Here is a 23,311-nt window from a genome sequence, read left to right as displayed (position 1 = left end):
ATGAGTGACGAAGAACTTGATCTGAACGATATCGAACGCCGCATGAAGGGGGCTGTTGAGGCGCTGAAGCATGAATATGCTGGCCTGCGCTCCGGTCGGGCAACAACCAGCCTGCTGGACCCGGTAACGGTGGATGTATATGGCGCCAACATGCCGCTGAACCAGGTGGGAACTGTTGGTGTGCCCGAGCCACGCATGCTGTCGGTCCAGGTCTGGGATAAAAGCAATGTGTCAGCCGTTGAGAAGGCAATTCGCAACTCTGGCCTTGGCCTGAACCCGATGATCGATGGTCAGTTGGTTCGCATTCCAATTCCTGAGCTCAATGAAGAGCGTCGGGCGGAACTGGCCAAGGTTGCTGCGAAATACGCCGAGACGGGCCGTATCGCAATCCGCAACGTGCGCCGCGATGGCATGGATCAGCTGAAGAAGATGGAAAAAGACAAATCCATCAGCGAAGACGATCACAAGATGTATGCCGACGAAGTTCAGGAGCTGACCAACAAGTTCGTTGGTGAAGTGGACGAACTTCTGCAGGCCAAAGAAAAAGAAATCATGCAGGTCTAACATGGTAGCTCAGGCCCAGCCTATCGAAGAGGCGCCCGCTGCGGCGCCTCCAAAACATGTTGCCATCATTATGGACGGCAACGGCCGATGGGCGGCGCAAAAAGGCAAGCCACGGTCTGCAGGCCATCGGCGGGGGGCGGAAGCCGTTCGCGAGGCCATTGAAGGTGCCCTGGATCTGGGTATCGGGTATCTGACGCTATACGCTTTTTCATCTGAAAACTGGAACCGCCCAGAAGACGAAGTGCGGGATTTGATGGGGCTTTTGAAGCTGTATCTGAACCGCGAAGTCAAGACCATGCACAAGCAGAAGGTTCGCCTGCGTGTCATAGGCCGTCGGGACAAGCTTTCTGCTGACATCCAGAAAATGATCGAGCGGGCCGAGGATCTGACTGCCGAGAATGACAGGATGACGCTTGTGATTGCGCTCAGCTACGGCAGCCGGGATGAAATCCTGGATGCGGCGCAAAAGCTGGCCCGCAGGGTCGCAAGTGGTGAGATGGCAGCGGAAGAAATTACAGAATCTGTTTTTGAGAATGCCCTGACAACGCACGGCCTCCCAGACCCGGACCTGATCATCCGCACCAGCGGTGAACAGCGCTTGTCCAATTTCCTTTTGTGGCAGGCAGCGTATTCGGAGTTCCTGTTTCTGGATCTCTTGTGGCCGGACTTCACCAAAGAGGCATTCGCTGAGGCTGTGTCCGATTTTCATAACCGCGACCGCCGATTTGGTGTGCGCCCATAAAGAATAGGGTGCCCGTATGCCTCTTGGGATTTCAGATAATTTATTCAAGCGCATCGTGTCGGCCGTGCTGCTGCTGCCTGTGGTGCTTTGGCCGATATATGTCGGCGGTTGGTGGTTTGCTGCTCTTCTGGCTCTGGGCGGCGCCCTGATGATCATTGAATGGTGCGACCTGACCAAGATTGAACCCCAGTTGTTGCACGGTCTGTCTGCTGTCCTGATGGCAACCGTCGTACCTCTTTTGCTCGTGACCGGATTTGACACTGCCGCCTTGTTGATTGGCGCCCTGGTAGGCCTTTCCCTTGTCGGTGGCCTGCTGGTCAGGGTTGAGCGCACGCTGGGCTGGTGGCTTACGGGCTTGGGGTATGTGGCGCTGCCGCTTGTGGCGCTGTTTTATGTGCGCGAGGCCAGTGCTTTGGTAGTTTTCTGGGTGTTTCTGGTGGTTTGGGCGACCGACGTTGGCGGCTATTTTGCCGGTAAAGGCATTGGCGGGCCGAAGCTCGCACCGAAGATCAGCCCAAAGAAGACCTGGGCAGGCCTTTTGGGCGGTATGGGGCTTAGCGCGGTTGTCAGCGTTGCCTTTGCGGCCATCTTTGACTTTGAGAGCAGCTATTGGTGGATTGCCGGGCTTCTGGCGGCCTGGGCCCAGGTCGGAGACTTGCTTGAAAGCGGTATCAAGCGTTCCTTCGGGGTCAAGGACTCTGGTGGTTTGATCCCTGGGCATGGCGGCTTGCTTGACCGGGTGGACGGCCTTGTGTTCGTCGCCCCTGCTGTCGCGGTCTTGATGGCTTATCAGCCCTTATTCGGTTTTGAGTTATAGTGATGAGCGACACAGTGAAAAAAAGCGTAACGGTTTTGGGCGCGACCGGGTCGGTGGGCCAAAGCACGCTTGACCTGGTTTCAAGAAATCCAAATAAATTCAATATTATAGCGCTTACTGCTTATAGTCGAGTTGAAGAGTTGGCCAAGTCGGCAATTGCTTTCAAGGCCCAGCTTGCGGTCATCGGCGATGAAAGCAAACTGGTGGTACTCAAGGATCTGCTTGAGGGCACCGGTGTAGAGGCTGCCGCAGGCGAGGAGGCTTTGATTGATGCCGCCGCGCGACCGTCGGACATTGTGATGGCTGCCATTGTTGGCGCTGCAGGCCTTCGGCCCACTATGGCGGCTGTCAGGCGCGGGGCGACGGTGGCGCTTGCCAACAAGGAATGCCTGGTGTGTGCCGGTGACCTGCTGATGACAGAGGTTGCAGAACATGGTGCGACGCTTTTGCCGGTGGATTCCGAACATAACGCGATCTACCAGGTTTTCGACTTCGGTGCCGCCAAGTCAGTTGACCGCCTGATCCTGACTGCGTCGGGTGGCCCATTCCTGGGCCGGAGCCGGGCAGACCTCATGGGTGTTACGCCGGCGCAGGCCGTGGCACACCCCAATTGGGACATGGGCGCCAAGATATCAGTCGATTCCGCGACCATGATGAACAAGGGTCTCGAGGTGATTGAGGCTTTCCACCTTTTTCCAGTCACCAAGGACCAGATCGAGGTGTTGGTACACCCGCAATCAGTGATCCATTCAATGGTCGAATACCATGACGGCAGTGTGCTGGCCCAGCTTGGCTCACCTGACATGCGTACGCCGATCGCCTATAGCCTTGCATGGCCTGAGCGGATGGAAGCGCCGGTAAAGCGTCTATCGCTTGCAGAGATCGGATCGCTTACCTTCCAGGCACCGGATTATGAGGCATTCCGCTGCCTTGCGCTGGCCAAAGAAGCGCTTGACGCGGGTGGGGCAGCCCCGGCAGTGTTGAACGCCGCAAATGAGATTGCTGTGGAGGGGTTCCTGACGGGCCAGATTGGCTTTATGGATATCCCATCACTTGTAGAGGAAACTCTTGCCCAAACTGACATGAAAGCGCCACAATCGCTGACGAATGTGTTTGAAATCGACCAAGAGGCACGGCGCATAGCCGGGCTACAGTTGGCAAGCCGGAAGAAGTAAGGATTACTCTATGGAGACGGAAGGCCCAGGACTGTTTTTCACCATCGCTGCCTTTATCGGGGGCTTCAGCCTGCTCGTGTTTATCCATGAGTGGGGCCACTATATTGTGGGCCGGATTTTCGGCGTGAAGATCGAGACTTTCTCGATTGGCATGGGCAAGGAACTGATAGGGCGGACCGATAAACGGGGCACCCGTTGGAAGTTCAGCGCGATTCCGCTTGGTGGGTACGTGAAATTCTATGGCGACGCCTCTGCAGCCAGCAACCCCGGCGATATTCCCGAAGGCATGACGGATGAAGAAAAGGCGGTTTGCTACCACTTCAAGCCACTCTGGCAGCGGGCCCTGATTGTGTTTGCTGGCCCCGCAGTCAATTTGATCGCAGCATGGATGGTGTTCTCGGGCCTCGTTTACATGAACGGTATGGTGGTCACTGACCCAGTTGTTGTAACTGTGTCGGAAAACTCTGCAGCCTCTGAGGCCGGGGTTCAGAGCCGCGACAGAATCTTGGAAATCGACGGGACTGAAGTTGAGCGCTTCGACGATATTGCGCGTATCATTCGCCTGCATCCTGGTCAGCGCCTCGAGATGATTGTTGAGCGGGATGGACAGGAGACTGTTCTTTACCCGGTCATTGGTATCGAGTATTTCGTTGACCGATTTGATAACCAATATCCATACGGCTTGTTGGGGGTCAGCAATTACAGTGAAGAGGGTGGCACACCCTACACGCGCCGGATCGAAGACCCGGGCATGTTTCTCTCGCTTCATGAGGGTGGTCGCCGTCTGGTGGGGACGACCAAATCCATGTTCACAACGCTGGGGCAGATGCTCTTGGGTGTTCGCTCGATGAAAGAACTTGGGGGCATTCCGCGGATTGCCAATGCGCTTGGGGAAGCAGCGCATGCAAGTGTTGAGTATTTTGTCTGGATGCTGGCGATGTTGTCGCTCAATTTGGGCATTATCAATCTGTTACCGATTCCCGTGCTGGACGGGGGCCATCTTCTCTACTATGGCCTTGAAGCAATTAAGGGTTCTCCCATCAGCAAGAAGGCTCAGGAAGCCGGTTTTGTGGCGGGATTTGCCTTAATGTTGATTTTTATGCTGCTTGTCACACTGAATGACTTGCAATCCATGGCGCTCTAGGCCAATTTCACCGCCATTGTCGCTAAAAAAATATGAATGGGCAGGAATAAGTTGCGTTTTTTTAAGATGTGCGTGATGTGGCGCTTTATTGTAGCGCTATCGATCGGGGGAGCTTCGCTAACAGGGCCAGCAATGGCACAGCAGCCAGCTGCTCAACAGGCTCCTATTATTCGTCAGATCAGTGTGATCGGCAACGAACGGGTTGAGCCGGAGACCATTGCGTCTTACCTGGCTGTTCAGCCTGGGCAGCCGTTTGACCCTGAAAGGCTTGATATCAGTCTGAAGAACCTGTTTGCGACAGGCTTGTTCTCGGACGTTGAGCTTTCTGAAAACCAGGGCGCCCTGATTGTCCGCGTGGTTGAGAACCCAATCATCAACCGTATTATCTTTGAAGGAAACAAACGCCTTGATCGCGATGAACTGATTGAAGAGGCGCGCTTGCGCCCACGTCAGGTCTTTACCCGCGCCAAGGTGCGTGCCGATGTTCAGCGGATGCTGGAGCTGTATCGGCGGTCCGGTCGTTTTGCCGCCATCATCGAACCTAAGGTGGTGCAGCTGGAACAGAACCGTGTTGACCTGCTTTATGAAATCCAGGAAGGCCCGAAGACCAAAGTTAGCCGCATCAACTTCATCGGTAACAAAGTGTTCAGTGATGGCGATCTGCGCGACGTTCTGGCGACTAAAGAATCCCGCTGGTGGAAAATCTTTACCTCAAACGACACATTTGATCCGGACCGTTTGGCCTATGACCAACAGGTGCTGCGTCAGCATTATCTGAATGAAGGTTTTGCAGACTTCCGGACTGTTTCCGCGATTTCCGAGCTGACACCTGATCGGGAAGACTTCTTCATTACCTTCACGGTGGAAGAAGGTGAAGTCTACGAATTCGGTACCATCGACGTGGAAAGTGAAATTCGCGACGTGGACGCCAGCCTGTTCCGTGCATTCCTGCTGATGCGCGAAGGCATGACATATAACGCCGAAGCAATTGAGAAAACCGTAGAATCGCTATCCAACGCTGCCGGCCTCTTGGGCTATGCCTTTGTGGACGTAAGGCCACAGATCAGCCGCGACCGTGAGGCACGCAAGATCAACATCACCTTCCGCGTGCTTGATGCACCGCGGGTTTATGTTGAACGGATCAATATCGGCGGCAACGTGGTGACGCTCGACCGTGTAATTCGTCGGGAATTCCGCCTTCAGGAAGGTGATGCCTTCAACTCTGCGCTCGTTAGCCGTTCCGAGACGCGTTTGAAGCGTCTTGATTTCTTCCGCGAGGTTACGATCGATCAGATCCAGGGATCTGAGCCGGACCGTATGGTGCTGGATGTGACAGTAGAAGAGCAGGCAACGGGGCAATTGAATCTGGGTGCCGGCTTCTCGAGCCTCGAGAACTTCATTTTCGACTTCTCGATCCAGCAACGCAACTTCCGTGGTATGGCGCAGGATCTACGTCTGGGGCTGCGCCTTTCCGGAACACGTCAGGAAATCGATCTTGGCTTTACAGAGCCGTATTTCCTTGGCCGCCGCGTGGCCGCAGGCTTCGATATCTTCGCCCGTAAAGTAGACTCCAGCTCGTTTGGCTCGTTCTTCGATACCAAATCACTGGGCTTCTCTTTGCGCGCTGGTATGGCGGTTAGCGAATATTGGACACTGTCCACTCGCTACACACTGCGTCGCGACAATGTCAGCATCCTGGATGGCTTCCTCAACAGCTTCTTCCAGAATTTCTACAATGTTCGCACAACCGACGGTGTGACTGACGAAGATGAGATCACGCGTCGTGTTGGCCTGTATGATGTAAACGGCGATGGCGCTGTAACACTGGCTGACTTCGATACTGATGGTAGTGGCGTGTCAAGCATCTCAGACCTCAGCGTCGACGAGCGTTCTGTCGCCCTGAGCCGTGGTATTCAGGATTCGCTTGGTAACCGCTATCAGTCGATCCTAGGCTATACACTCGGTTTCAACACGCTCAACAGTGTCATCCGCCCAACACGCGGTCACAGCTTCTACTTCAGCCAGGACTTTGCTGGCCTGGGTGGCGATGTGCGGTATCTGCGTTCGTCGATCAACTTCGACAATTACTGGACGCCGTGGCAGGGCTGGACCTTCCGTATTGGCGGCGAGACCGGCATCATTCATGGCCTTGGCCAGGACATTCGTTTGTCGGACAAGTTCTTTATCGGTGGGCCGCGTATCCGCGGTTTCGATACAGCCGGTATGGGGCCGCGTGACTTCAGCAGCGAACAGTCGCTGGGTGGTACGGCCTACTATATTGGCCGTGGCGAACTTTTCTTCCCGCTAGGGGACGCAGCACTTGAATCCGGTATTCAGGCATCGGCCTTTGTCGATGTTGGCTCCTTGTTCCGCGCACAAGAAGACGAGCTGCTGGAATGTACCTTCTCGCAGGCTGATTTTGATGCGGCAGAGGCTGACAGCAATCTCTCCAGCCTGAACACAAACTGTCTTTCGGGTAACTCGCCTGCACCTCGGATTTCCGTGGGGATTGGCTTCTCCTGGCAGTCGCCATTCGGACCTTTCCGGATCGATCTGTCGAAGACATTGAAAAAACAATTGGGCGACCGCACGCAGACGCTGCAGTTTAACGTCGGGACCGCCTTCTAAGGGTGAAACTAGGGAAAATATAATGGGTAACATGTTTAAATCACTGAAAATGGCTGTTGTGGGCGCGCTTGCAGCGCTGACCATCACGACAGTCGCGACGGCACAGATCCTGACCGTAGACGACGAGCGCGTTGAGCGTGAAGCGGCGGCATACAAGGATTTCAACCTGCAAACTGCAGAGCTGCGCCAGAATATCCTTCAGTTGCGCCAGTTCATCACCCGTGGCGGTGTTGTTGAGCAGCAGCTGGCCGACCTTGAAAAGCGCAAGGCAATCATCGGCAACGACAAGTATGAAGAAGAAAAACGCAAGCTTGAGAGCCAGTATGTTCAGGCGCAGCAAGCCCTGAGCCAGCTGGAGTATACTTTCGATAAACTGCGTCAGGAAGCCATGGTTCAGGTTGAGCGTGCGCGCCAGCCGGTTATTCGTGCGCTGCTCAATGATCGCAAGGCGCAGGTTATCATGCTGAAGCGCCTGGTTCTGGGCTCTGCAGCGGGCATCGACGTAACCACAGAGTTCATCGAAAAGCTTGATGCTGAGCTGCCGACTGTGTCACTGAACATGCCGCAGAAAGCTGATGATGCAGCTGCGCCGGCGCAGGGCGAAGGCCAGTAAGCAGGGATCTGACCAATGGCGTTTGATATCCAGAAAATCATGGAATCGATACCGCACCGGTATCCTTTCCTGCTGGTGGACAAAGTGGTTGACGTGGTACCAGGCGAAAGTGCGACCGGTATCAAGAATGTCACCATCAACGAGCCATTCTTCCCGGGGCATTTCCCGCAAAAGCCGGTGATGCCGGGTGTGCTAATCCTGGAGGCCATGGCTCAGACAGCCGGCGTGCTGGCGATTGACTTCCTGGGCGAAGACGCCCGCGGCAAGGTGGTTTACTTCATGGGCATTGACGGCGCGAAGTTTCGCAAACCGGTTGGCCCTGGTGACCGCCTGGAAATGAAAGTCGTCAAGACCCGCGGCGGCGGTGCTGTGTGGAAATTTGACGCGCAAGCCTTCGTCGATGGCGAACTGGTGACGGAAGCCAAGCTGACAGCCATGCTCGGCGCAAGCTAGGGCGGTAACAATATCAGAATTCGGAAAGGCGGCCCCTGAGGCCGCCTTTTTATTTGGCTATGCGGTTCTGACGGCCATTCGCGACAAAACCAATCGCCGCGCCCAATAAGGTTCCTGTGACTTCCAACGACAGGACACCGGCTATTGCCAGAATAGCGATGATAGGTAGAACTACGGTTGCTATAGCAAATTGGTTGATGCTTTCGCCAATTCCCTTGCCCGCGCCCTTGTTCCTGTTGACGGCCATTCCAACCGTGGAAGCCAGAGCCACAAGGGCCAGGCAGATAATGGCGATGTTGGTTGCTGTCAGCTCCATCTCACGTCTCCCTATAAGGTCGCATGGCAGTATGACACAGAATTGCAGGCAAGAAAAAAGCCAGCCCCGAGGGACTGGCTTTTGAATTTCTCTGACTAACGCAGTTTAGCGCTTTTCTACCGGTACATAGTCCCGCTTCGGTGCGCCAGTGTAGAGCTGACGAGGACGGCCGATCTTCTGGGTCGGGTCTTCGATCATTTCTTTCCACTGTGCAATCCAGCCGGCAGTCCGTGCAAGAGCGAACAGAACCGTGAACATCTCGGTCGGGAAGCCCATGGCCTTCAGGATGATGCCGGAATAGAAGTCTACGTTCGGGTAGAGCTTCTTCTCAACGAAGTAAGGGTCTTCAAGCGCAATCTTTTCAAGTTCCATCGCCACGTCAAACAGCGGATCGTCCACACCCAGTTCCTGCAGAACTTTGTGGGCGGTATCGCGCATCACGGTCGCCCGTGGGTCGAAGTTCTTATAGACGCGGTGACCAAAGCCCATCAGGCGGAATGGATCGTTGCGGTCTTTGGCGCGTGCCACGAACTCAGGAATACGGTCAACGGTGCCGATTTCCGCAAGCATGTTCAGGCAGGCCTCATTGGCGCCGCCATGGGCAGGGCCCCAGAGGCACGCAATACCAGCAGCGATACAAGCAAACGGGTTGGCGCCAGAGGAGCCAGCCAGACGGACAGTCGATGTTGACGCGTTCTGCTCGTGGTCAGCGTGCAGGATGAAGATCAGGTCCATGGCTTTTTCAAGCGTCGGGCTGACCTTATATTGTTCTGCAGGCACTGAGAACATCATGTGCAGGAAGTTGCCCGCGTACGACAGGTCGTTGCGTGGATATACGAACGGTTGGCCGACCGTATATTTGTATGCCATTGCCGCGATCGTCGGAATTTTGGCGATCAGGCGGTAGCTTGCCACCATGCGCTGGTGCGGGTCGTTGATATCAGTGCTGTCGTGATAAAATGCCGACAGGGCACCAACAACACCCACCATGACGGCCATAGGGTGTGCGTCGCGGCGGAAGCCAAGGAACAGGCGGTGCAGCTGCTCGTGCACCATTGTGTGGTGGGTAATATCCCACACAAACTTCTCTTTTTCAGCTTTCGTGGGCAGTTCGCCAAACAGCAGGAGGTAGCAGCATTCCATGAAGTCGCTATCGGCCGCCAGCTGTTCAATTGGGTATCCGCGGTATTGCAATTCGCCTTTTTCACCATCGATATAGGTGATTTTAGACTCACAGCTCGCAGTCGATGTAAATCCAGGGTCAAAGGTGAACATGCCCGTCTGCGCATAAAGCTTGCGGATATCAATCACCTTCGGACCTACAGACCCCTCCATCACAGGAAGGTCGACGTCTTCGCCGGCGCCGGCCAGTTTAAGGGGATCATTTGTCATGGTCCAAACTCCTTCATAAAAAATACAGTCTGCCGGGGCAGACCTACAAGGCTAAGCGGCAATGAGGTCCCTCAAGCGACCGATCGTTTCTTCCTGGCCCAAAATCTCCAGGGTTTCTACCAGGTCACCGCACTGTCTTCCGCCAGTTACGGCAGCCCGGACCGGCTGCATCACTTTGCCTAGTTTTAATTCCTCCGCTTCCGCGAAAGAGAAAATGGCAGCTTTAATAACTGAAGCTTCCCAGTCAGTTACTGCTTCCAATTCATTTGCCACTTTACCCATCAAGGCAGGCATATCGCCTTGCAGGGCTTTGGCAGCATTCTCGGTAAGGCTTAGCGGGCGAACGTTACAGAACAGAGACGCATTCTCTGTAACGTCAGGCATCCGCTTCGCACGTTCCGCCAAGGCGGGCAGGCCCTTGATAAGGCGCTCTTCCTCAGCAGTTTCAAGTGTGTGACCCACTTCCTTTTCTAGATCGTTTCTGATCAGGGACAAGAGCGCGTCAGGATTTAAATTGCGAATATAGTGGCCATTCAGATTGTCGAGCTTGTCGAAATCGAAACGGGCAGCACCTTTACCGACATTTTCAAGACTAAACCATTCAATAGCCTGTTCGGTAGAGATAATTTCATCATCGCCGTGGCTCCAGCCAAGACGCAGCAGATAATTGCGCATCGCGGCAGGCAGATAGCCCATGTCGCGGTATGCTTCCACACCAAGCGCACCGTGGCGCTTCGACAGTTTCTTGCCGTCCGGACCATGAATGAGCGGGATATGAGCGAGCACGGGCGGCGTCCATCCCATGGCTTCATAAATCTGGTGCTGGCGGAAGGCGTTATTGAGGTGGTCATCGCCGCGTACAATATGGGTTACGCCCATATCGTGGTCGTCCACAACGACAGCCAGCATATAGGTTGGCGTACCGTCAGAGCGGAGAATGATCATATCATCCAGGTTGCTGTTCTGGACAGTAACCTTGCCCTGAACGGCATCCGAAATGGTGGTTTCGCCTTCACGGGGCATGCGAATGCGGATGGAATAGGGCGCGCCTTCAGGGGCTTCGCTTTCGTCCCGGTCGCGCCACAGGTCACCACGGAAGTTGCCGCCGCTTGCGCGGGCTGCATCGCGGGCTGCCGTCAGTTCTTCAGAAGTGGCGAAACACTTGTATGCCTTGCCTTTCTCGAGTAGCTCACGGGCAATTTCCGCGTGACGCTCCGCCCGGCCTGCCTGGCTGATGGCATCACCGTCCCAGTCCAGCTCGAGCCATTTCATGCCTTCAAGAATGGCGTCAATTGCTTCGTTGGTGGAACGCTTTTTATCGGTGTCTTCAATGCGTAGCAGGAATTTTCCGCCAAAGTGGCGGGCAAGAAGCCAATTATACAAAGCGGTGCGGGCCCCGCCGATATGGAGAAATCCAGTCGGAGAAGGCGCAAATCGTGTAACCACAGTGGGCATGTCAGTTTGCATGCTCAGGAACTAAACCCTTGTTGTTTATAACAAATATAGGACGCTGGAAAAGTGATGGAGCGGCCTAAAAGAAAATTTGATTGGCTTGTATCACATGTTTCTTCACAACACAAATTGCAGTGCAGCAATTTTTTATGTTCCGACACAAAAATCAAAGCGATACTATACCTCTGATCGCAAGAATTCATCCTTTAATAGGCGGAACTGTGCCCACTTTCATCCTCAAGGCCCCGGCGTTGCCCTTCAAGCGAGGTTATGACGCACTGCAACACGTGCACGGGGAGTGGCGCCTGATGATTATGGTGGCCGCCTTCGCGTCAGGGTGCCTGCTCCAAATCGTGCCGAATAGTGAAATATTCACCTTGTCCTGGCTGTTGTTCATGGCGGCATCAGTCCTGGTGGCGGCATTTGTCGCCCGCCAGCTTCAGCGGACAGCGGTCCAGATGATACTGGCATTGTTGATGGGGATGGTATGTGCGGCAGCTCGAATTGACAGGCTTCACGCCCCCGCTTTCGGGCCTGAGCGCTATGTTTCGCTTGAAGGCAGCGTGAAAACGGTGGAGGCGCGCCCGGGCGGCTCAACACGTCTCATCGTCCTACCTTCTGCGATGGAGGGCGAGACCGAAAGCCTGCCTCTGAGCGTGCGGCTGCTGGTTCGTACGGACATAAGGGGCGAGCTGACGCCGGGCACTATGGTTCGCACACAGGCGCTTCTGCATGAACCGCGGGGCGCCATAACGCCGGACGGGTTCAATTTCGCCCGAAAAGCCTATTTTGACGGCATTGGCGCAGAAGGCTTTGCAGTCGCGCCCATTGATGTCCTTGGCATGCCGGAGACCGGCGGGCTTGGCGTGGCAGCTGGCATTGAGGGCATCAGGCAGCAGGTAGCGCAGCGCATCATGGCAAGGCAGCCCGATCAGTCTGGTGCCGTGGCCGTTGCCTTGCTGGTGGGCTACCGGCACTATCTGACCGACCAGACAGTGGATGATTTCCGCGATGCCGGGCTGGCGCACCTGATGGCAATATCAGGGCTGCATATGGGACTGATCACCACGGCCGCTTTCTTTCTGTTCGAATTCCTGTTTGCAGCCTTTCCCGGGATTGCGCTTCGTGTGCCGCCGCGCAAACTGGCCGCAGTTGCTGCCTGGAGTGTGGCGCTTGGGTATTTGCTGCTGTCGGGCATGAGCACAGCCACTGTGCGGGCCTTTATCATGGTTTCAATTGGGTTGCTGGCAATCCTCCTGGACCGCCGGGTCCTGTCGCTCCGTAATGTGGCGATTGCTGCTGGCATTATCCTGAGCCTTTGGCCTGAAGCGATTCTTTCTGTCGGTTTCCAGATGTCGTTTTCAGCAACATCGGCGCTTGTGGTGGCATATGAGCGATTGGCCAAGTCGACTTTTCGAATGCCCATGGGGCAGGGGCTTTTGGCCAAGGTGGGCCGCTTTCTGGCCATGACTGCCTTTACAACCATTGTGGCGGAAATCGCTGTGGCGCCTTTTGCGCTCTATCATTTCCAGGCCACGCCGCTGGTTGGGCTGGGGGCCAACCTGTTGGCGGTTCCGATTGTCAGCCTTGTTGTGATGCCACTTGCGCTTCTGGCCTTGCTGGTGATGCCGCTGGGCTGGGATGGTCCGGTTTTGCACCTGATGGGGGCCGCGCTGGATCTGGTGCGGGGTGTCGCCGGGGCGTTCGGCGCCCCTAGTTACGGGGTCGCCCACATCCCCCAGCAATCCGCGGCCTTCATTGTTGTCGCCAGTATCGTCTTGTTTCTCTGCCTGCTTTTGAAGAGCCGGACAGTGTGGGTTCCGGTCGTTGCAGGCCTACTGGCCGTTCCCTTCCTGTATCAAGACGCAAGGAATGATCTGCTGATTGATAGCGGCGGAAACATCATTGCGGTTTTTGACCAGTCAGCAGGGCGATTTGATATCTCGGGTGGGCGCCGTGGCAGCTTTAGGGACGATGCCTGGGCACGATACTGGGGTATTTCGCCCGACGAGGTGCCAGGACGCCTCAAACGTCAATGTGATAGTGACGGATGTCTCATCAGGTTACCGACGGGGTTGGTCGTCGCAACGGCACGAAGCCTTGGCGGTATGCGGCGAGACTGCGTCCAGGCAGATATTGTTATCATGCCGGTACGCTGGCGGCGCTATTGTCGTGGTAACGGCGTTAAACTATCCGAGGAGGGACTGGCGCGCTATGGCCCGGTGGCCTATGACCTGAAAACAGGCGAAGTACGCTGGAGCCGGGAACGGGGTAATCGGCCCTGGCATGCAGGGCCAAAAAAGGAGGGCTAGCCTCCAATAGCAGTCTGATCTTAGTGATACTGCCTCAAGAGGCCAACAAGACGGCCCTGAACCTGAACACGGTCCGCTTTCAGCACCTGGGTTTGGTAATCGCGGTTGGCAGGTACCAGCTCAACGAATTGACCATTGCGGCGCAGGGTCTTGAGCGTGGCTTCCTCGCGGTCCACCAGTGCAACAACGACTTCGCCATCACGCGCGGTGTTGACGCTTTCGATCACAACCGTATCGCCGTCCAGGATGCCCATTTCAACCATGGAATCGCCGGAGACTTCAAGCGCATAACAATCACCGCGGCCCATCATGGCGCCGGGGATTGAAACAAAACTGTCGCGGTTTTCCAGCGCCTCAATCGGCGTACCAGCTGCGATCTTGCCGTGAAGCGGGATTTCAAAACTGTCATCGCCAGCTGCAGAGGGCGCGGATGGCGTCTTTGCCTGGCCAAAGGGGGCGCTGATAACATTGTCGCCACCACGCTGCGGCGCTGCATTGTCTGGTGTCTTGAGAATCTCAATCGCGCGGGCCCTGTTGGCCATGCGGCGGATGAAACCACGTTCCTCGAGCGCATTGATCAGGCGATGAACACCGGACTTTGACTTAAGCCCAAGGGCGTCTTTCATTTCATCGAACGAAGGGGAAACACCTGAACTGGCCAGTCGCTCCTGAATAAAAAGCAACAGCTGGTTCTGTTTGGCGGTTAACATAGCTCCCTCCGGGTTTGTTTTCGATATGTTCTCTTTTAGTTCACCTTTTGGATGAATGTCAAGGCCTTCGGGTAATACACGCTAAAATGGGAGGAACGGTACCATGGTGCCGACCTTTGCCACTGGCGCGTTCGGCTCGCGCACAATCAGACCGTCACACTGCGCGAGAACCGATACCAGGCTGCTGTCCTGGGCGATAGCGGGATCGAGATGTCGGCTACCGGGTTCGCCGACCAGGCGGGCCCGCATGTAATGTTGCCGTGGGCCGTTTTCAGCGAGATCGGTGGCGAGCGGTAGCGGAACGCCGGCTGGAAGGGGCGCTGGCCGTCCCATCATCTGGTCCACGAGCGGCCGGGCGAACAGAAGGGCGCACACAAAGGCCGAAACCGGGTTGCCGGGCAAGCCGATCACCTTGGTCTGCCCCATTGTGCCAAAAATCAGGGGCTTGCCGGGGCGCATGGCGACCTTCCAGAAATCAAGCGCCATGCCTTCGGACGCCAAAGCCTGTTGCATGAAATCCTTATCGCCCACCGATGCGCCGCCGATTGTAATCAATATATCGGCGCCCGCAGCTTTCTTGACCGCAGCCTTGAGTGCTTTGAGGTCATCCCCGGTCTGGCCAAGAATGGTCACTTCGGCGCCCGCGTCGCTCAGTAGGGCGGAAATCTGTGGGGCCGTGCTGTTGACGGTCTCAAACGGCTCAAAATCCTTCTTGCCTGGCGGAACCAGTTCGTCCCCCGTCGCCAGAATTGCCACTTTGGGGGCACGGTGGACCATCAGATGGTCATACCCGGCACTAGCGGCCAGACCAATGGATTTGGGGCTGATGTAGGTTCCCTGGTCCAGCACAATCTGTTTCACGGCGAAATCAATGCCTGCCAGCCGAATATGGCGGCCAGCCTCAGGGCCTATTGCCGTCGTGACGCTATCGGCTTCCGCCGTGCAGTCTTCCTGCACAACCACTTGGTCGGCGCCTTCAGGGACAATGCCACCCGTGAAAATACGAACAGCTTCCCCGTCACCGCAGGCACTGGGAAACGGGCTTCCTGCCGCGCTTTCGCCAATCAGCTTCAGGGTTGTCGGTTTTCCTGTAAGGCTGCTGCTTTTGACCGCGTAGCCGTCCATGGCAGACATATCTGCGCCCGGCTGGGTGCGACGGGCAGTCAAAGGGGCTGCAAGCACGCGTCCTGAAGCCTTCTCAAGCACGATCTTTTCGGTTGTCAGGGGCTTTGTGGTTTCAACGATGCGTTTGAACGCGTCTTCAACAGAAATCATCATTCGGCCTCATAGGTTCCGGATTTGCCGCCTTCTTTGCGCAGCAGGCGGATACCTTCAATGCGCATGGCCTTATCGGCCGCCTTGGCCATGTCATAGATGGTCAGCGCCGCAACAGACGCAGCGGTCAGCGCTTCCATTTCCACGCCGGTCTGGCCCGTTACTTTCACATAAGCTTCGATCCGAAGCCTGGTGTCAGATGCAGGCGCGATCTCAACCTTGACGCTGGTAATCGGCAGGGGATGGCATAGCGGGATCAGGTCGCTGGTTTTCTTTGCTGCCATGATGCCGGCAAGCCGTGCAGCGCCAAGTACGTCGCCTTTGGGCAGGTCGCCAGCCTGAATAAGCTTGAGCGTTTCCGGCTTCATCTCGACAAAGGCTTCGGCGATGGCAATGCGGTGTGTCGCAGCCTTGTCCCCCACATCCACCATGTGCGCGGCACCGGTTTCGTCAATATGGGACAGCTTAGACATATATTATCCTTTTAGATTAGCGTGTTATGACGCTTTTTGAAGGTCACGCACCGCTTGTTCCACATCTGGTTGGCGCATGAAGGTTTCGCCTATGAGGAAACAATGTGCCCCAACCTGCGCACAGGCTGCAAGGTCCTCTTGGGTCCTGAGGCCAGATTCTGCAACAGCGATCTTACCTTCCGGGAAGCCGGGTACCAGCGAAAGCGTGGTCTCAAGCGAGACATCCATGGTTTTCAGGTTCCGGTTATTGACGCCTACAAGCGGGCTCTTGAGCCTCAGGGCGCGCTCAAGCTCGGGCGCGTCATGGACTTCAATCAGTACGTCCATACCCCACTTGTGCGCCTCAGCCTCAAGTTCAGCCGCGAGCGAATCATCAAGGGCCGCCATGATCAACAGGATACAGTCTGCGCCCAAACCGCGGGCTTCCGCTACCTGGTAAGGATCAACCATGAAATCTTTCCGAAGGCACGGCAGTGATACGGCTGCGCGGGCCGCCTTGAGATAGTCGTCATGTCCCTGGAAATAGGGCTCATCGGTCAATACAGACAGGCAGGAGGCACCGCCGCGCTCGTAAGCCTCTGCGAGCGTGGCTGGGTCGAAGTCGTCAGGCCGGATCAGGCCCTTCGAGGGGCTGGCCTTTTTGATCTCGCAGATGAAGCCGTACCTACCATCGGTCACAGACGCCTGCAGCGATTTGATAAAACCGCGCGGAGCAGTGGCCTCTTTGGCACGGGTTTCCTGCTCGGCGAGCGAGAGGCTGGCTTTCACTGCAGCCACATGCTCGCGCTTGCGGTCGCAGATTTCCTGCAGGATGTCAGCCATCAGTCTTTCTCCGGCGCATGGGCTTGGGTGAAGGCCACCCATTTCTGCAGTGCCGCAGCCGCCTTGCCGCTGTCGATCGTGCTGGCGGCCAGGTCAACGCCCTCTTTGAGGGTTGCAGCTTTTCCGGCCACAACGAGGGCGGCACCTGCGTTCATCAGCACGATATCGCGGTAGGCGGAAGGCTTGCCCGCTAGAAGATCGCGGATGGCCTGGGCGTTGACGTCGGCGTCACCGCCCGTGAGGTCCTCGATGTCGGAAACTTCAAGCCCTACTGACTGCGGTGTCACCTCGAATTCCGTGATCTGGCCGTCCTTCAGTTCCGCCACATAGGTTGGGCCTGTGGTTGTGACTTCATCAAGGCCATCACTGCCGTGCACGACCCAGACATGCTCGCTGCCTAGCTTTTGCAGCACTTCTGCCATCGGGCGCAGCCACTTGCGGTCAAATACGCCCAGTATCTGGCGTTTGGCCTGTGCGGGGTTCGCGAGCGGACCCAGGAGGTTGAAGATGGTGCGCAGCTGCAAACTGCCGCGGGCAGGGGCCACATGGCGCATGGCCTTGTGGTGCGCCGGCGCGAACAGAAAGGCGAAGTTGTTGTCAACCAAGCTCTGCTCATTCGCTTCCTGGGAAATCTCAAGCTCTGCACCGAGCGACATCAAAACGTCAGCGGAGCCGGATTTGGATGATACGGAGCGGTTGCCGTGCTTTGCCACCGGCGCGCCCGCCGCAGCCGTGACAATCGCCGCGGCCGTTGAAATGTTATAGGTACCGAGGCCGTCACCACCCGTACCACAGGTATCGACAATGCCTTCAGGCGCTTTTATCTGGGTTGCCTTGGACCGAAGCACACGGGCACCACCCACGATTTCGTCTACCTGTTCGCCCCGAAGCCGAAGCGCCATGATGAAGGCAGCCATTTGCGCCAGGTCTGCCGCGCCTGACATGATGATGTTGAAGGCGTCCTGGGACTGGTCGGCTGTCAGCGTTTCGCCGTCTGCCAGCTTTGCCAGAATGGGTCTAAGGTCGCTCATGCTGCCTGTTCCCCTTCACAGATATCGATGAAATTCTTCAGAAGCGCGTGGCCATGTTCGGACGCGATGCTTTCCGGGTGGAACTGAACGCCATAGAGCGGCAATGTTTTGTGCTGCAGGCCCATGATCAGGCCGTCTGCGGTGTCCGCCGTGATTTCCAGACAATCGGGCAGGGTATCCCGTTCGACAATCAGGGAATGATAGCGCGTGGCTTTATAGGGACTTGGCAGCCCCTTGAACACGCCGGTGCCGGTATGGGTGATGTCGCTGATTTTGCCGTGCATGACATATGGCGCACGCACGACATCGCCGCCAAACGCCTGGCCAATGCTTTGAAAGCCCAGACAGACACCGAAAACAGGCACTTTCCCTGAAGCGGCTTCGATCAATTCAAGGCATATGCCCGCTTCTGTAGGAGAGCAGGGACCGGGGCTGATGATGATGCCCTTCGGGTTTTTCGCCAGCACTTCCGTGGCTGTAATCTGATCGTTACGCCAGACTTCAACTTTTGCCCCCAATTCCATCACATAATGGTACAAATTGTAGGTAAAGCTGTCGTAGTTATCGATCAGAATATACATTGAAACCGCTCGCTGATTCATAAACTAGATGGACATTGCGGCTTTCACCTTGAATGTCAATGGCGGACTGGTCAATTTCGCGGCATTTACAAAAGACTTTGGCCAGTTGGGCTTAAGAAAAATTGAAACGAAAGGGACGCGCCACCCAAATGGCAAGCCAGGGAACGGAGATTTATGAGTAAGCGGCTGAAAAAGCTGGTGATTGGTGTCTACAGCCTGGTGATCGTCCTGATCGGCGTGGGCCTATATAGCGTGCTGGAGCAGGAGCCGACCACACCGCTTCTGACAAATGAGGCTTCAGAGCCGGAGTTGGACCCCGACGTTTTGGCTGTGCTGTCGGATATGGATGGCGACGGCGAGGTGACCGTGCCAATAAAGGATCTGGAAAAGCTGCTGCCTGAAAAGGTGGACCCGGCCTGGCGTCAATATGCCGTGGCTTGGCAAGAAACAAAGCTGCCGCGAATTGCCATCGTGATCGATGACCTGGGGCTGAGCTATCAGGCGACAGAGGAACTGGCTGAAATGACAGGTCCATACACGCTGGCTTACCTCCCCTATGCCGAGCAGTTGGTATACCAGACCGGTCGGGTGCGGGCCGCAGGGCATGAACTGATGGTTCACCTGCCCATGCAGCCCAAGGGGGATGTTGCTGACCCCGGGACCAATGCCCTTTTACAAGGATTGGCGCCAGAGGAGTTCGAGCGCCGCCTGAACTGGAACCTCAGCCGCTTTGACGGCTTTGTGGGCGTCAATAACCATATGGGCAGCCTGCTGACGGAAGATGCCGGGCACATGGTGCAGATAATGGCGCACTTGAAAGCCGATGGCTGGCTGTTTCTTGACAGCCTGACGTCACCGAAAAGTGTTGGCATCAGTGCGGCCAGGGCGCTTGGTGTGCCCACCATCGCGCGGGACGTGTTTCTTGATAACGTGCAGCAACGGGATGCCATTGAGGTGCAGCTCAGGAAGGCTGAACGGATTGCAAGGGTGCGGGGTTATGCTATCGCGATAGGCCACCCATATCCGGTGACGCTGGAAACGCTGAAGGACTGGCAAAAGACGCTGGCCGCCAAGGGGATCGCATTGGTGCCTGTATCACAGTTGGTCGGGGCCCTTGAGGCCAAGCGCCAACATGCGGTTGTGATGAACGGCGACGCGACGCATTCACGGCCTGGCGAGTAGGGCGGGGGTTAGCCCCTGTTCGATTTGGCGAAGCGCACGGCTTCCTTGGCCGCGGTCACCAAAGCGCGGGCTTTGTTCTGGCATTCCTGGTGCTCTGATTCCGGGTCGCTGTCTGCAACCACGCCTGCACCAGCCTGTACGTGCATCTGGCCGTCTTTGACAATTGCGGTCCTTAGCACAATACAGGTATCCATCGTGCCGTTGGCGCTGAAATAGCCGACGCTGCCTGCATAGGGCCCGCGGGCATCGACTTCCAGCTCGTCAATGATTTCCATCGCCCGAACCTTCGGGGCACCTGAAACCGTACCTGCAGGGAACCCGGCACCAAGTGCGTCAATCGCATCATACTTCGGATCGATTTCACCGATCACGTTCGAAACGATATGCATCACGTGGGAATAATATTCGACGGTGTTGCGGGCCGTGACCTCAACAGAGCCAGGCTTGGCAACGCGGCCAACGTCATTGCGGCCTAGATCCAGAAGCATCAGATGCTCTGACAGTTCCTTTGGGTCTGCCAGTAGGTCTGCGGCAAGGGCGGCATCTTCTTCTGGTGTGGCGCCACGTTTTCGGGTGCCTGCAATGGGACGGATTGTGATCTCGTCATCGCGTAGGCGCACTAGAATTTCGGGGCTGGAGCCAACAATGGCGAAGTCCTCGAACGCCAGGTGATACATGAACGGCGATGGGTTCGTACGCCTGAGCGCCCGGTAAAGGGCAAAAGGCGGCAGCTCGAACGGCATGGAAAAGCGCTGGCTGAGAACGACCTGAAAAATGTCGCCCGCCAGGATATATTCCTGAGCCTTTTTGACCATGTCGTGGAAGCGGGCCTGGCCGGTGTTGGACACAGGTTCCTCGAATACCGGGCTTGCTGGTCCCGCGGTCAGCGGCAGTGGCGCGTCAAGGCGCTCCAGCATCATGTCGAGGCGTTTGTCCGCCTCGGCAAGCGCGGTGTCCGGAGACACGCCATCCTTTGGACGCACCGGTGTTACAAGCGTAATCAGGTTGGTGACACTGTCAAAGATGGCCATCACGGTGGGCCGCACGAAAATCGATGTCGCGAGCCCGAGCGGATCGGTTTTGGCGTCCGGCAGCGTTTCCATCTGCCTGACCATGTCATACCCCATATAGCCCACGAGGCCCGCAGCCATTGGCGGCAAGCTGTGGGACAGGTCAATCAGGCTTTCCTGTTGGAGCTGCCTCAGGCTTTCGAGTGGGGCTTCATCGACGGGCTTGAACGCAGCGGCGTCGGCGCCATAGTCACGGCATACTTCAACGCTGCTGCCACGGGAGCGCCAGACAATATCCGGGCGCAGGCCAATGATGGAATAACGACCGCGGGTTTCACCGCCCTCGACTGATTCGAGAAGGCATGAGTATGTCTCCCCTTGTGCCAGTTTGAGGTAGGCAGAGACCGGCGTATCCAGGTCGGCCACTAACGTGGTGGATACGACCTGGGGTTTGCCGTCCTGGTAAAGCGCGCGCTGCGCTTCCAGGGTGTCCGGTTGTTCTGACGTGCCGCTCACTGCCTGATCACCGCCGTGTGTTATTCTTCCGCGTCGCGGCGGAAAAGCTGGTTCACCAGGGAGTTGTTGATCTCAGGCGAATAGGTGTCGAGCAGCTTGGCTTGGTACTGTTCGAACAGCTCGCTACCGAACTGGGCTTTTAGCTCAGCGTGCAGGGCGTCAACCTTTGCTGCATCGCGGACAGGATCGCCCGGCGTGATGTCATTGACACGAACGACCACATAGCCGTTACCGTCTGCGGCACGCTCTGCATCAATCTGGCCAACGCCCAGGTCAAAGATCAGGCGGCGGATATTGGCCGACAGTCCTGACGTTCCTTCGGCCGTGCGCGAGACATTCTTGGCGTCGTAGGATGTACCGCCTAGATCCAGCGCAATGGCTTCGGCTTCTTCACCGGCCTCGAGGCGTGCTTTCGCTGCTTCCGCAATCTCGCCAGCCTTTTCCTGGCGGCGCTGGGCGATCCAGGCGCTCCTGATTTCGGACCGGACATCTTCAAACGAGCGTTCGGCTGGGTCCTTGATCTCAGTGACTTCGACGAAGAACACACCCTTGGTGCTGTCGGTTGGGTCAAGGTCCTTGAGCTCTGGCTCAATACCCAGTTCTGTCCGGAACGCCTCGGAAAGTACCGTGCCTTCTTCCTGAAGGGTGACTTTCGGAGATCCGTCCGGACCCTGGCCCCGACCGTCCACTTCCGACACAGTCGCCAGTGGCACGTTCAGTTTTGTGGCTGCGGCCGTCAGGGTGCCGTCTTCTGCGATGGCGTCTTCAAGGTCTGGCAGGAAGTCGAACATCAGGTCAACGGCGTGTTCTGCCTTGAGTGATGCTTCAAGGTCGGCGCGAACATCTTCCAGCGTTTGTTCTTCTCCGGCTGTGATGCTTTTGATCCGGAAAACGTTCCAACCGGCCAGGCCCTCAATCGGTGCACTCAGTTCGCCTTCGCCCAGGGCAAAGACGGCATCGGCTGTTGTGCTGTCGAAATCTGTCTGCAGATCGGCTTTGGTGTTGGCGCCAAGCTCCAGCTCTTCAGCTGAGAATTCAGTCAGTTCCGCGCCAAGGGCAATGAAATCTTCACCTGCTGCAACACGTTCTATGAACGCGTCAGCAGCTTCCTTGTCGGCGAAGCTGACCAGCTGGAGATCACGGCTTTCGTCGCGTACATATTCGCTGCGGCGATAGTCATAAGCCTGCAGAAGGTCTTCTTCCTTGATCTCGACTTCGTCCACGAACTGCGCTGGTGTCAGCATGATGTAGTTATAGCTACGGCGCTCTGGCGTCATATAATTCGACTTGGAGTCCTCATAATAAGCCTGAAGCTCTTCCTCAGTCGGCTCTGCAACATCCGTAATGTCAGAGGCTGCAAAATTGATCATGGTCGCGCGGCGGCGTTCAGCCTGCCAGGTGTACAGGCGCTCAGCAAGGACGCGAGGCACCGGTGCGCCTTGCGTGATGCTGCCCAGCAACTGGTTGCTGGCTGCTTCGCGGCGCAGGCCGATATACAGTTCTTTCTGCGTCATGTTGGCCTGGTTAAGTGCCTGAGCCATCATCTGTTGGCTGAAGCTGCCATCAGGGGCCTTGAAGGCATCGAACTGCAGAAGCTCCGCCGCCAGTTGGGCGTCGGTAATGCGGATGCCAAGCTCACGGGTGTTTTCCGCGATGGCAGCTTCCTGGATCATTTGTTGCAGAACCTGACGGTCCAGCTGCATCATCTGGATAATCCTGTCGGCCGTGAACTGGCCGCCAAACTGCGCTTGCAGTTGCTGTGCCCGGCGCTGGACCGCATTAGCATACTGCGCTGTCGGAACCGTGGTGTCCCCAACTGTGGCGACAGATTGCGTGTTGCCAGCAAGCATGCCAGGGCCGATGCCCCAGATTGCAAAAGCGGCAATCAGAACGCCAAGAAGAAGAGTTACAAAAAAGGAATCCAGTCCCCCGCGAAGTTTGAGCAGCATGCGCCCGAGCTCCCGTCGATTAATCATTACGTAAATTTGGGTGGAATAGCCCACCGGATTGGCCGCGCATCATAAGCAGGGTTTGGGCGCGCTGCAACAGGCGATTTGCCGCCAGATGAGCAGGCGCGTCAGGTGAGAGCAAAAACCGGCAGGA

Annotated in this window: 21 protein-coding genes; 10 read left to right on the top strand and 11 right to left on the bottom strand. The window is 56.5% G+C overall.

Annotation, left to right across the window (positions count from 1 at the left end; all coding sequences use genetic code 11):
* The 8 genes from frr (at nt 1) to fabZ (ending at nt 8,136) form a co-directional block, all read left to right on the top strand.
* Complete coding sequence (gene frr, locus B3Z17_RS19125; RefSeq protein WP_068306080.1) at nt 1-564, top strand: ribosome recycling factor; 564 nt, start codon at nt 1-3, stop codon at nt 562-564.
* Between the two features lies 1 nt (nt 565).
* Nucleotides 566-1,306 carry an isoprenyl transferase gene (locus tag B3Z17_RS19120; RefSeq protein WP_068306083.1) on the top strand — a complete coding sequence of 247 codons (741 nt, stop codon included), beginning with the start codon at nt 566-568 and terminating at the stop codon, nt 1,304-1,306.
* Nucleotides 1,307-1,322: 16 nt separating this feature from the next.
* Nucleotides 1,323-2,123: a phosphatidate cytidylyltransferase gene (locus B3Z17_RS19115; protein WP_286831540.1), complete on the top strand. Its 801-nt coding sequence runs from the start codon at nt 1,323-1,325 to the stop codon at nt 2,121-2,123.
* A 2-nt stretch (nt 2,124-2,125) separates the two neighbouring features.
* Entirely contained in the window at nt 2,126-3,298 is a 1,173-nt protein-coding gene (locus B3Z17_RS19110) for a 1-deoxy-D-xylulose-5-phosphate reductoisomerase (RefSeq protein ID WP_286831538.1), read from the top strand.
* A gap of 10 nt (nt 3,299-3,308) precedes the next feature.
* Entirely contained in the window at nt 3,309-4,442 is a 1,134-nt protein-coding gene (locus tag B3Z17_RS19105) for a M50 family metallopeptidase (protein WP_286831537.1), read from the top strand.
* A 132-nt stretch (nt 4,443-4,574) separates the two neighbouring features.
* Nucleotides 4,575-7,070, top strand: coding sequence for an outer membrane protein assembly factor BamA (gene bamA / locus B3Z17_RS19100; protein ID WP_068306095.1), 2,496 nt, complete (start codon nt 4,575-4,577; stop codon nt 7,068-7,070).
* Nucleotides 7,071-7,092: 22 nt separating this feature from the next.
* Nucleotides 7,093-7,683 carry an OmpH family outer membrane protein gene (locus tag B3Z17_RS19095; RefSeq protein WP_068306101.1) on the top strand — a complete coding sequence of 197 codons (591 nt, stop codon included), beginning with the start codon at nt 7,093-7,095 and terminating at the stop codon, nt 7,681-7,683.
* Between the two features lie 15 nt (nt 7,684-7,698).
* Complete coding sequence (gene fabZ, locus B3Z17_RS19090) at nt 7,699-8,136, top strand: 3-hydroxyacyl-ACP dehydratase FabZ (protein WP_286831534.1); 438 nt, start codon at nt 7,699-7,701, stop codon at nt 8,134-8,136.
* A 49-nt stretch (nt 8,137-8,185) separates the two neighbouring features.
* Here the strand turns inward: fabZ and B3Z17_RS19085 are convergent, their stop codons facing one another.
* The 3 genes from B3Z17_RS19085 to gltX all read right to left on the bottom strand — a co-directional run bounded on the left by B3Z17_RS19085 (nt 8,186) and on the right by gltX (nt 11,299).
* Nucleotides 8,186-8,452 (bottom strand): hypothetical protein, encoded by a 267-nt coding sequence (locus B3Z17_RS19085; RefSeq protein WP_286831533.1) that lies wholly within the window; start codon nt 8,450-8,452, stop codon nt 8,186-8,188.
* Between the two features lie 105 nt (nt 8,453-8,557).
* Nucleotides 8,558-9,844: a citrate synthase gene (gene gltA / locus B3Z17_RS19080; RefSeq protein WP_068306111.1), complete on the bottom strand. Its 1,287-nt coding sequence runs from the start codon at nt 9,842-9,844 to the stop codon at nt 8,558-8,560.
* A 51-nt stretch (nt 9,845-9,895) separates the two neighbouring features.
* Nucleotides 9,896-11,299, bottom strand: coding sequence for a glutamate--tRNA ligase (gene gltX, locus B3Z17_RS19075; RefSeq protein ID WP_286831530.1), 1,404 nt, complete (start codon nt 11,297-11,299; stop codon nt 9,896-9,898).
* A 218-nt stretch (nt 11,300-11,517) separates the two neighbouring features.
* Between gltX and B3Z17_RS19070 the strand changes: the two genes are divergently transcribed.
* The gene (locus B3Z17_RS19070; protein WP_286831528.1) at nt 11,518-13,608 is read left to right on the top strand and encodes a ComEC/Rec2 family competence protein; all 2,091 of its coding nucleotides are present in this window, start codon (nt 11,518-11,520) and stop codon (nt 13,606-13,608) included.
* A gap of 20 nt (nt 13,609-13,628) precedes the next feature.
* Here B3Z17_RS19070 and lexA read toward each other — a convergent pair whose 3' ends face one another.
* The 6 genes from lexA to B3Z17_RS19040 form a co-directional block, all read right to left on the bottom strand.
* Nucleotides 13,629-14,318, bottom strand: coding sequence for a transcriptional repressor LexA (gene lexA / locus B3Z17_RS19065; RefSeq protein ID WP_286831525.1), 690 nt, complete (start codon nt 14,316-14,318; stop codon nt 13,629-13,631).
* A gap of 81 nt (nt 14,319-14,399) precedes the next feature.
* The gene (glp, locus tag B3Z17_RS19060) at nt 14,400-15,596 is read right to left on the bottom strand and encodes a gephyrin-like molybdotransferase Glp (protein ID WP_286831521.1); all 1,197 of its coding nucleotides are present in this window, start codon (nt 15,594-15,596) and stop codon (nt 14,400-14,402) included.
* On the bottom strand, nt 15,593-16,066 hold the full coding sequence (gene moaC / locus B3Z17_RS19055; protein WP_068306121.1) for a cyclic pyranopterin monophosphate synthase MoaC: 474 nt from the start codon (nt 16,064-16,066) through the stop codon (nt 15,593-15,595). Before moaC ends, glp begins: the two co-directional genes overlap by 4 nt.
* A gap of 24 nt (nt 16,067-16,090) precedes the next feature.
* Nucleotides 16,091-16,888, bottom strand: a complete 798-nt coding sequence (trpC, locus tag B3Z17_RS19050) for an indole-3-glycerol phosphate synthase TrpC (protein WP_286831518.1) — start codon at nt 16,886-16,888, stop codon at nt 16,091-16,093.
* On the bottom strand, nt 16,888-17,919 hold the full coding sequence (gene trpD, locus B3Z17_RS19045) for an anthranilate phosphoribosyltransferase (protein ID WP_286831515.1): 1,032 nt from the start codon (nt 17,917-17,919) through the stop codon (nt 16,888-16,890). Before trpD ends, trpC begins: the two co-directional genes overlap by 1 nt.
* Nucleotides 17,916-18,500: an anthranilate synthase component II gene (locus B3Z17_RS19040; RefSeq protein WP_286831513.1), complete on the bottom strand. Its 585-nt coding sequence runs from the start codon at nt 18,498-18,500 to the stop codon at nt 17,916-17,918. Before B3Z17_RS19040 ends, trpD begins: the two co-directional genes overlap by 4 nt.
* Nucleotides 18,501-18,674: 174 nt before the next feature.
* Between B3Z17_RS19040 and B3Z17_RS19035 the strand changes: the two genes are divergently transcribed.
* The gene (locus B3Z17_RS19035) at nt 18,675-19,682 is read left to right on the top strand and encodes a divergent polysaccharide deacetylase family protein (RefSeq protein WP_286831512.1); all 1,008 of its coding nucleotides are present in this window, start codon (nt 18,675-18,677) and stop codon (nt 19,680-19,682) included.
* 8 nt (nt 19,683-19,690) lie between these two features.
* On the opposite strand, the gene trpE is transcribed toward B3Z17_RS19035, so the two are convergent.
* Together trpE and B3Z17_RS19025 are read right to left on the bottom strand one after the other, a co-directional pair.
* Nucleotides 19,691-21,208 carry an anthranilate synthase component I gene (gene trpE, locus B3Z17_RS19030; RefSeq protein WP_286831509.1) on the bottom strand — a complete coding sequence of 506 codons (1,518 nt, stop codon included), beginning with the start codon at nt 21,206-21,208 and terminating at the stop codon, nt 19,691-19,693.
* Nucleotides 21,209-21,228: 20 nt separating this feature from the next.
* Nucleotides 21,229-23,157 (bottom strand): SurA N-terminal domain-containing protein, encoded by a 1,929-nt coding sequence (locus B3Z17_RS19025; protein WP_286831506.1) that lies wholly within the window; start codon nt 23,155-23,157, stop codon nt 21,229-21,231.
* Nucleotides 23,158-23,311: the final 154 nt, after the last annotated feature.

It is taken from the genome of Kordiimonas sp. UBA4487, from assembly GCF_002389025.1.
In the GTDB taxonomy this organism is placed as follows: domain Bacteria; phylum Pseudomonadota; class Alphaproteobacteria; order Sphingomonadales; family Kordiimonadaceae; genus Kordiimonas; species Kordiimonas lacus.
Note: the sequence above shows the minus strand (reverse complement) of the source record. Positions and strands in the feature narration are given on the sequence as shown.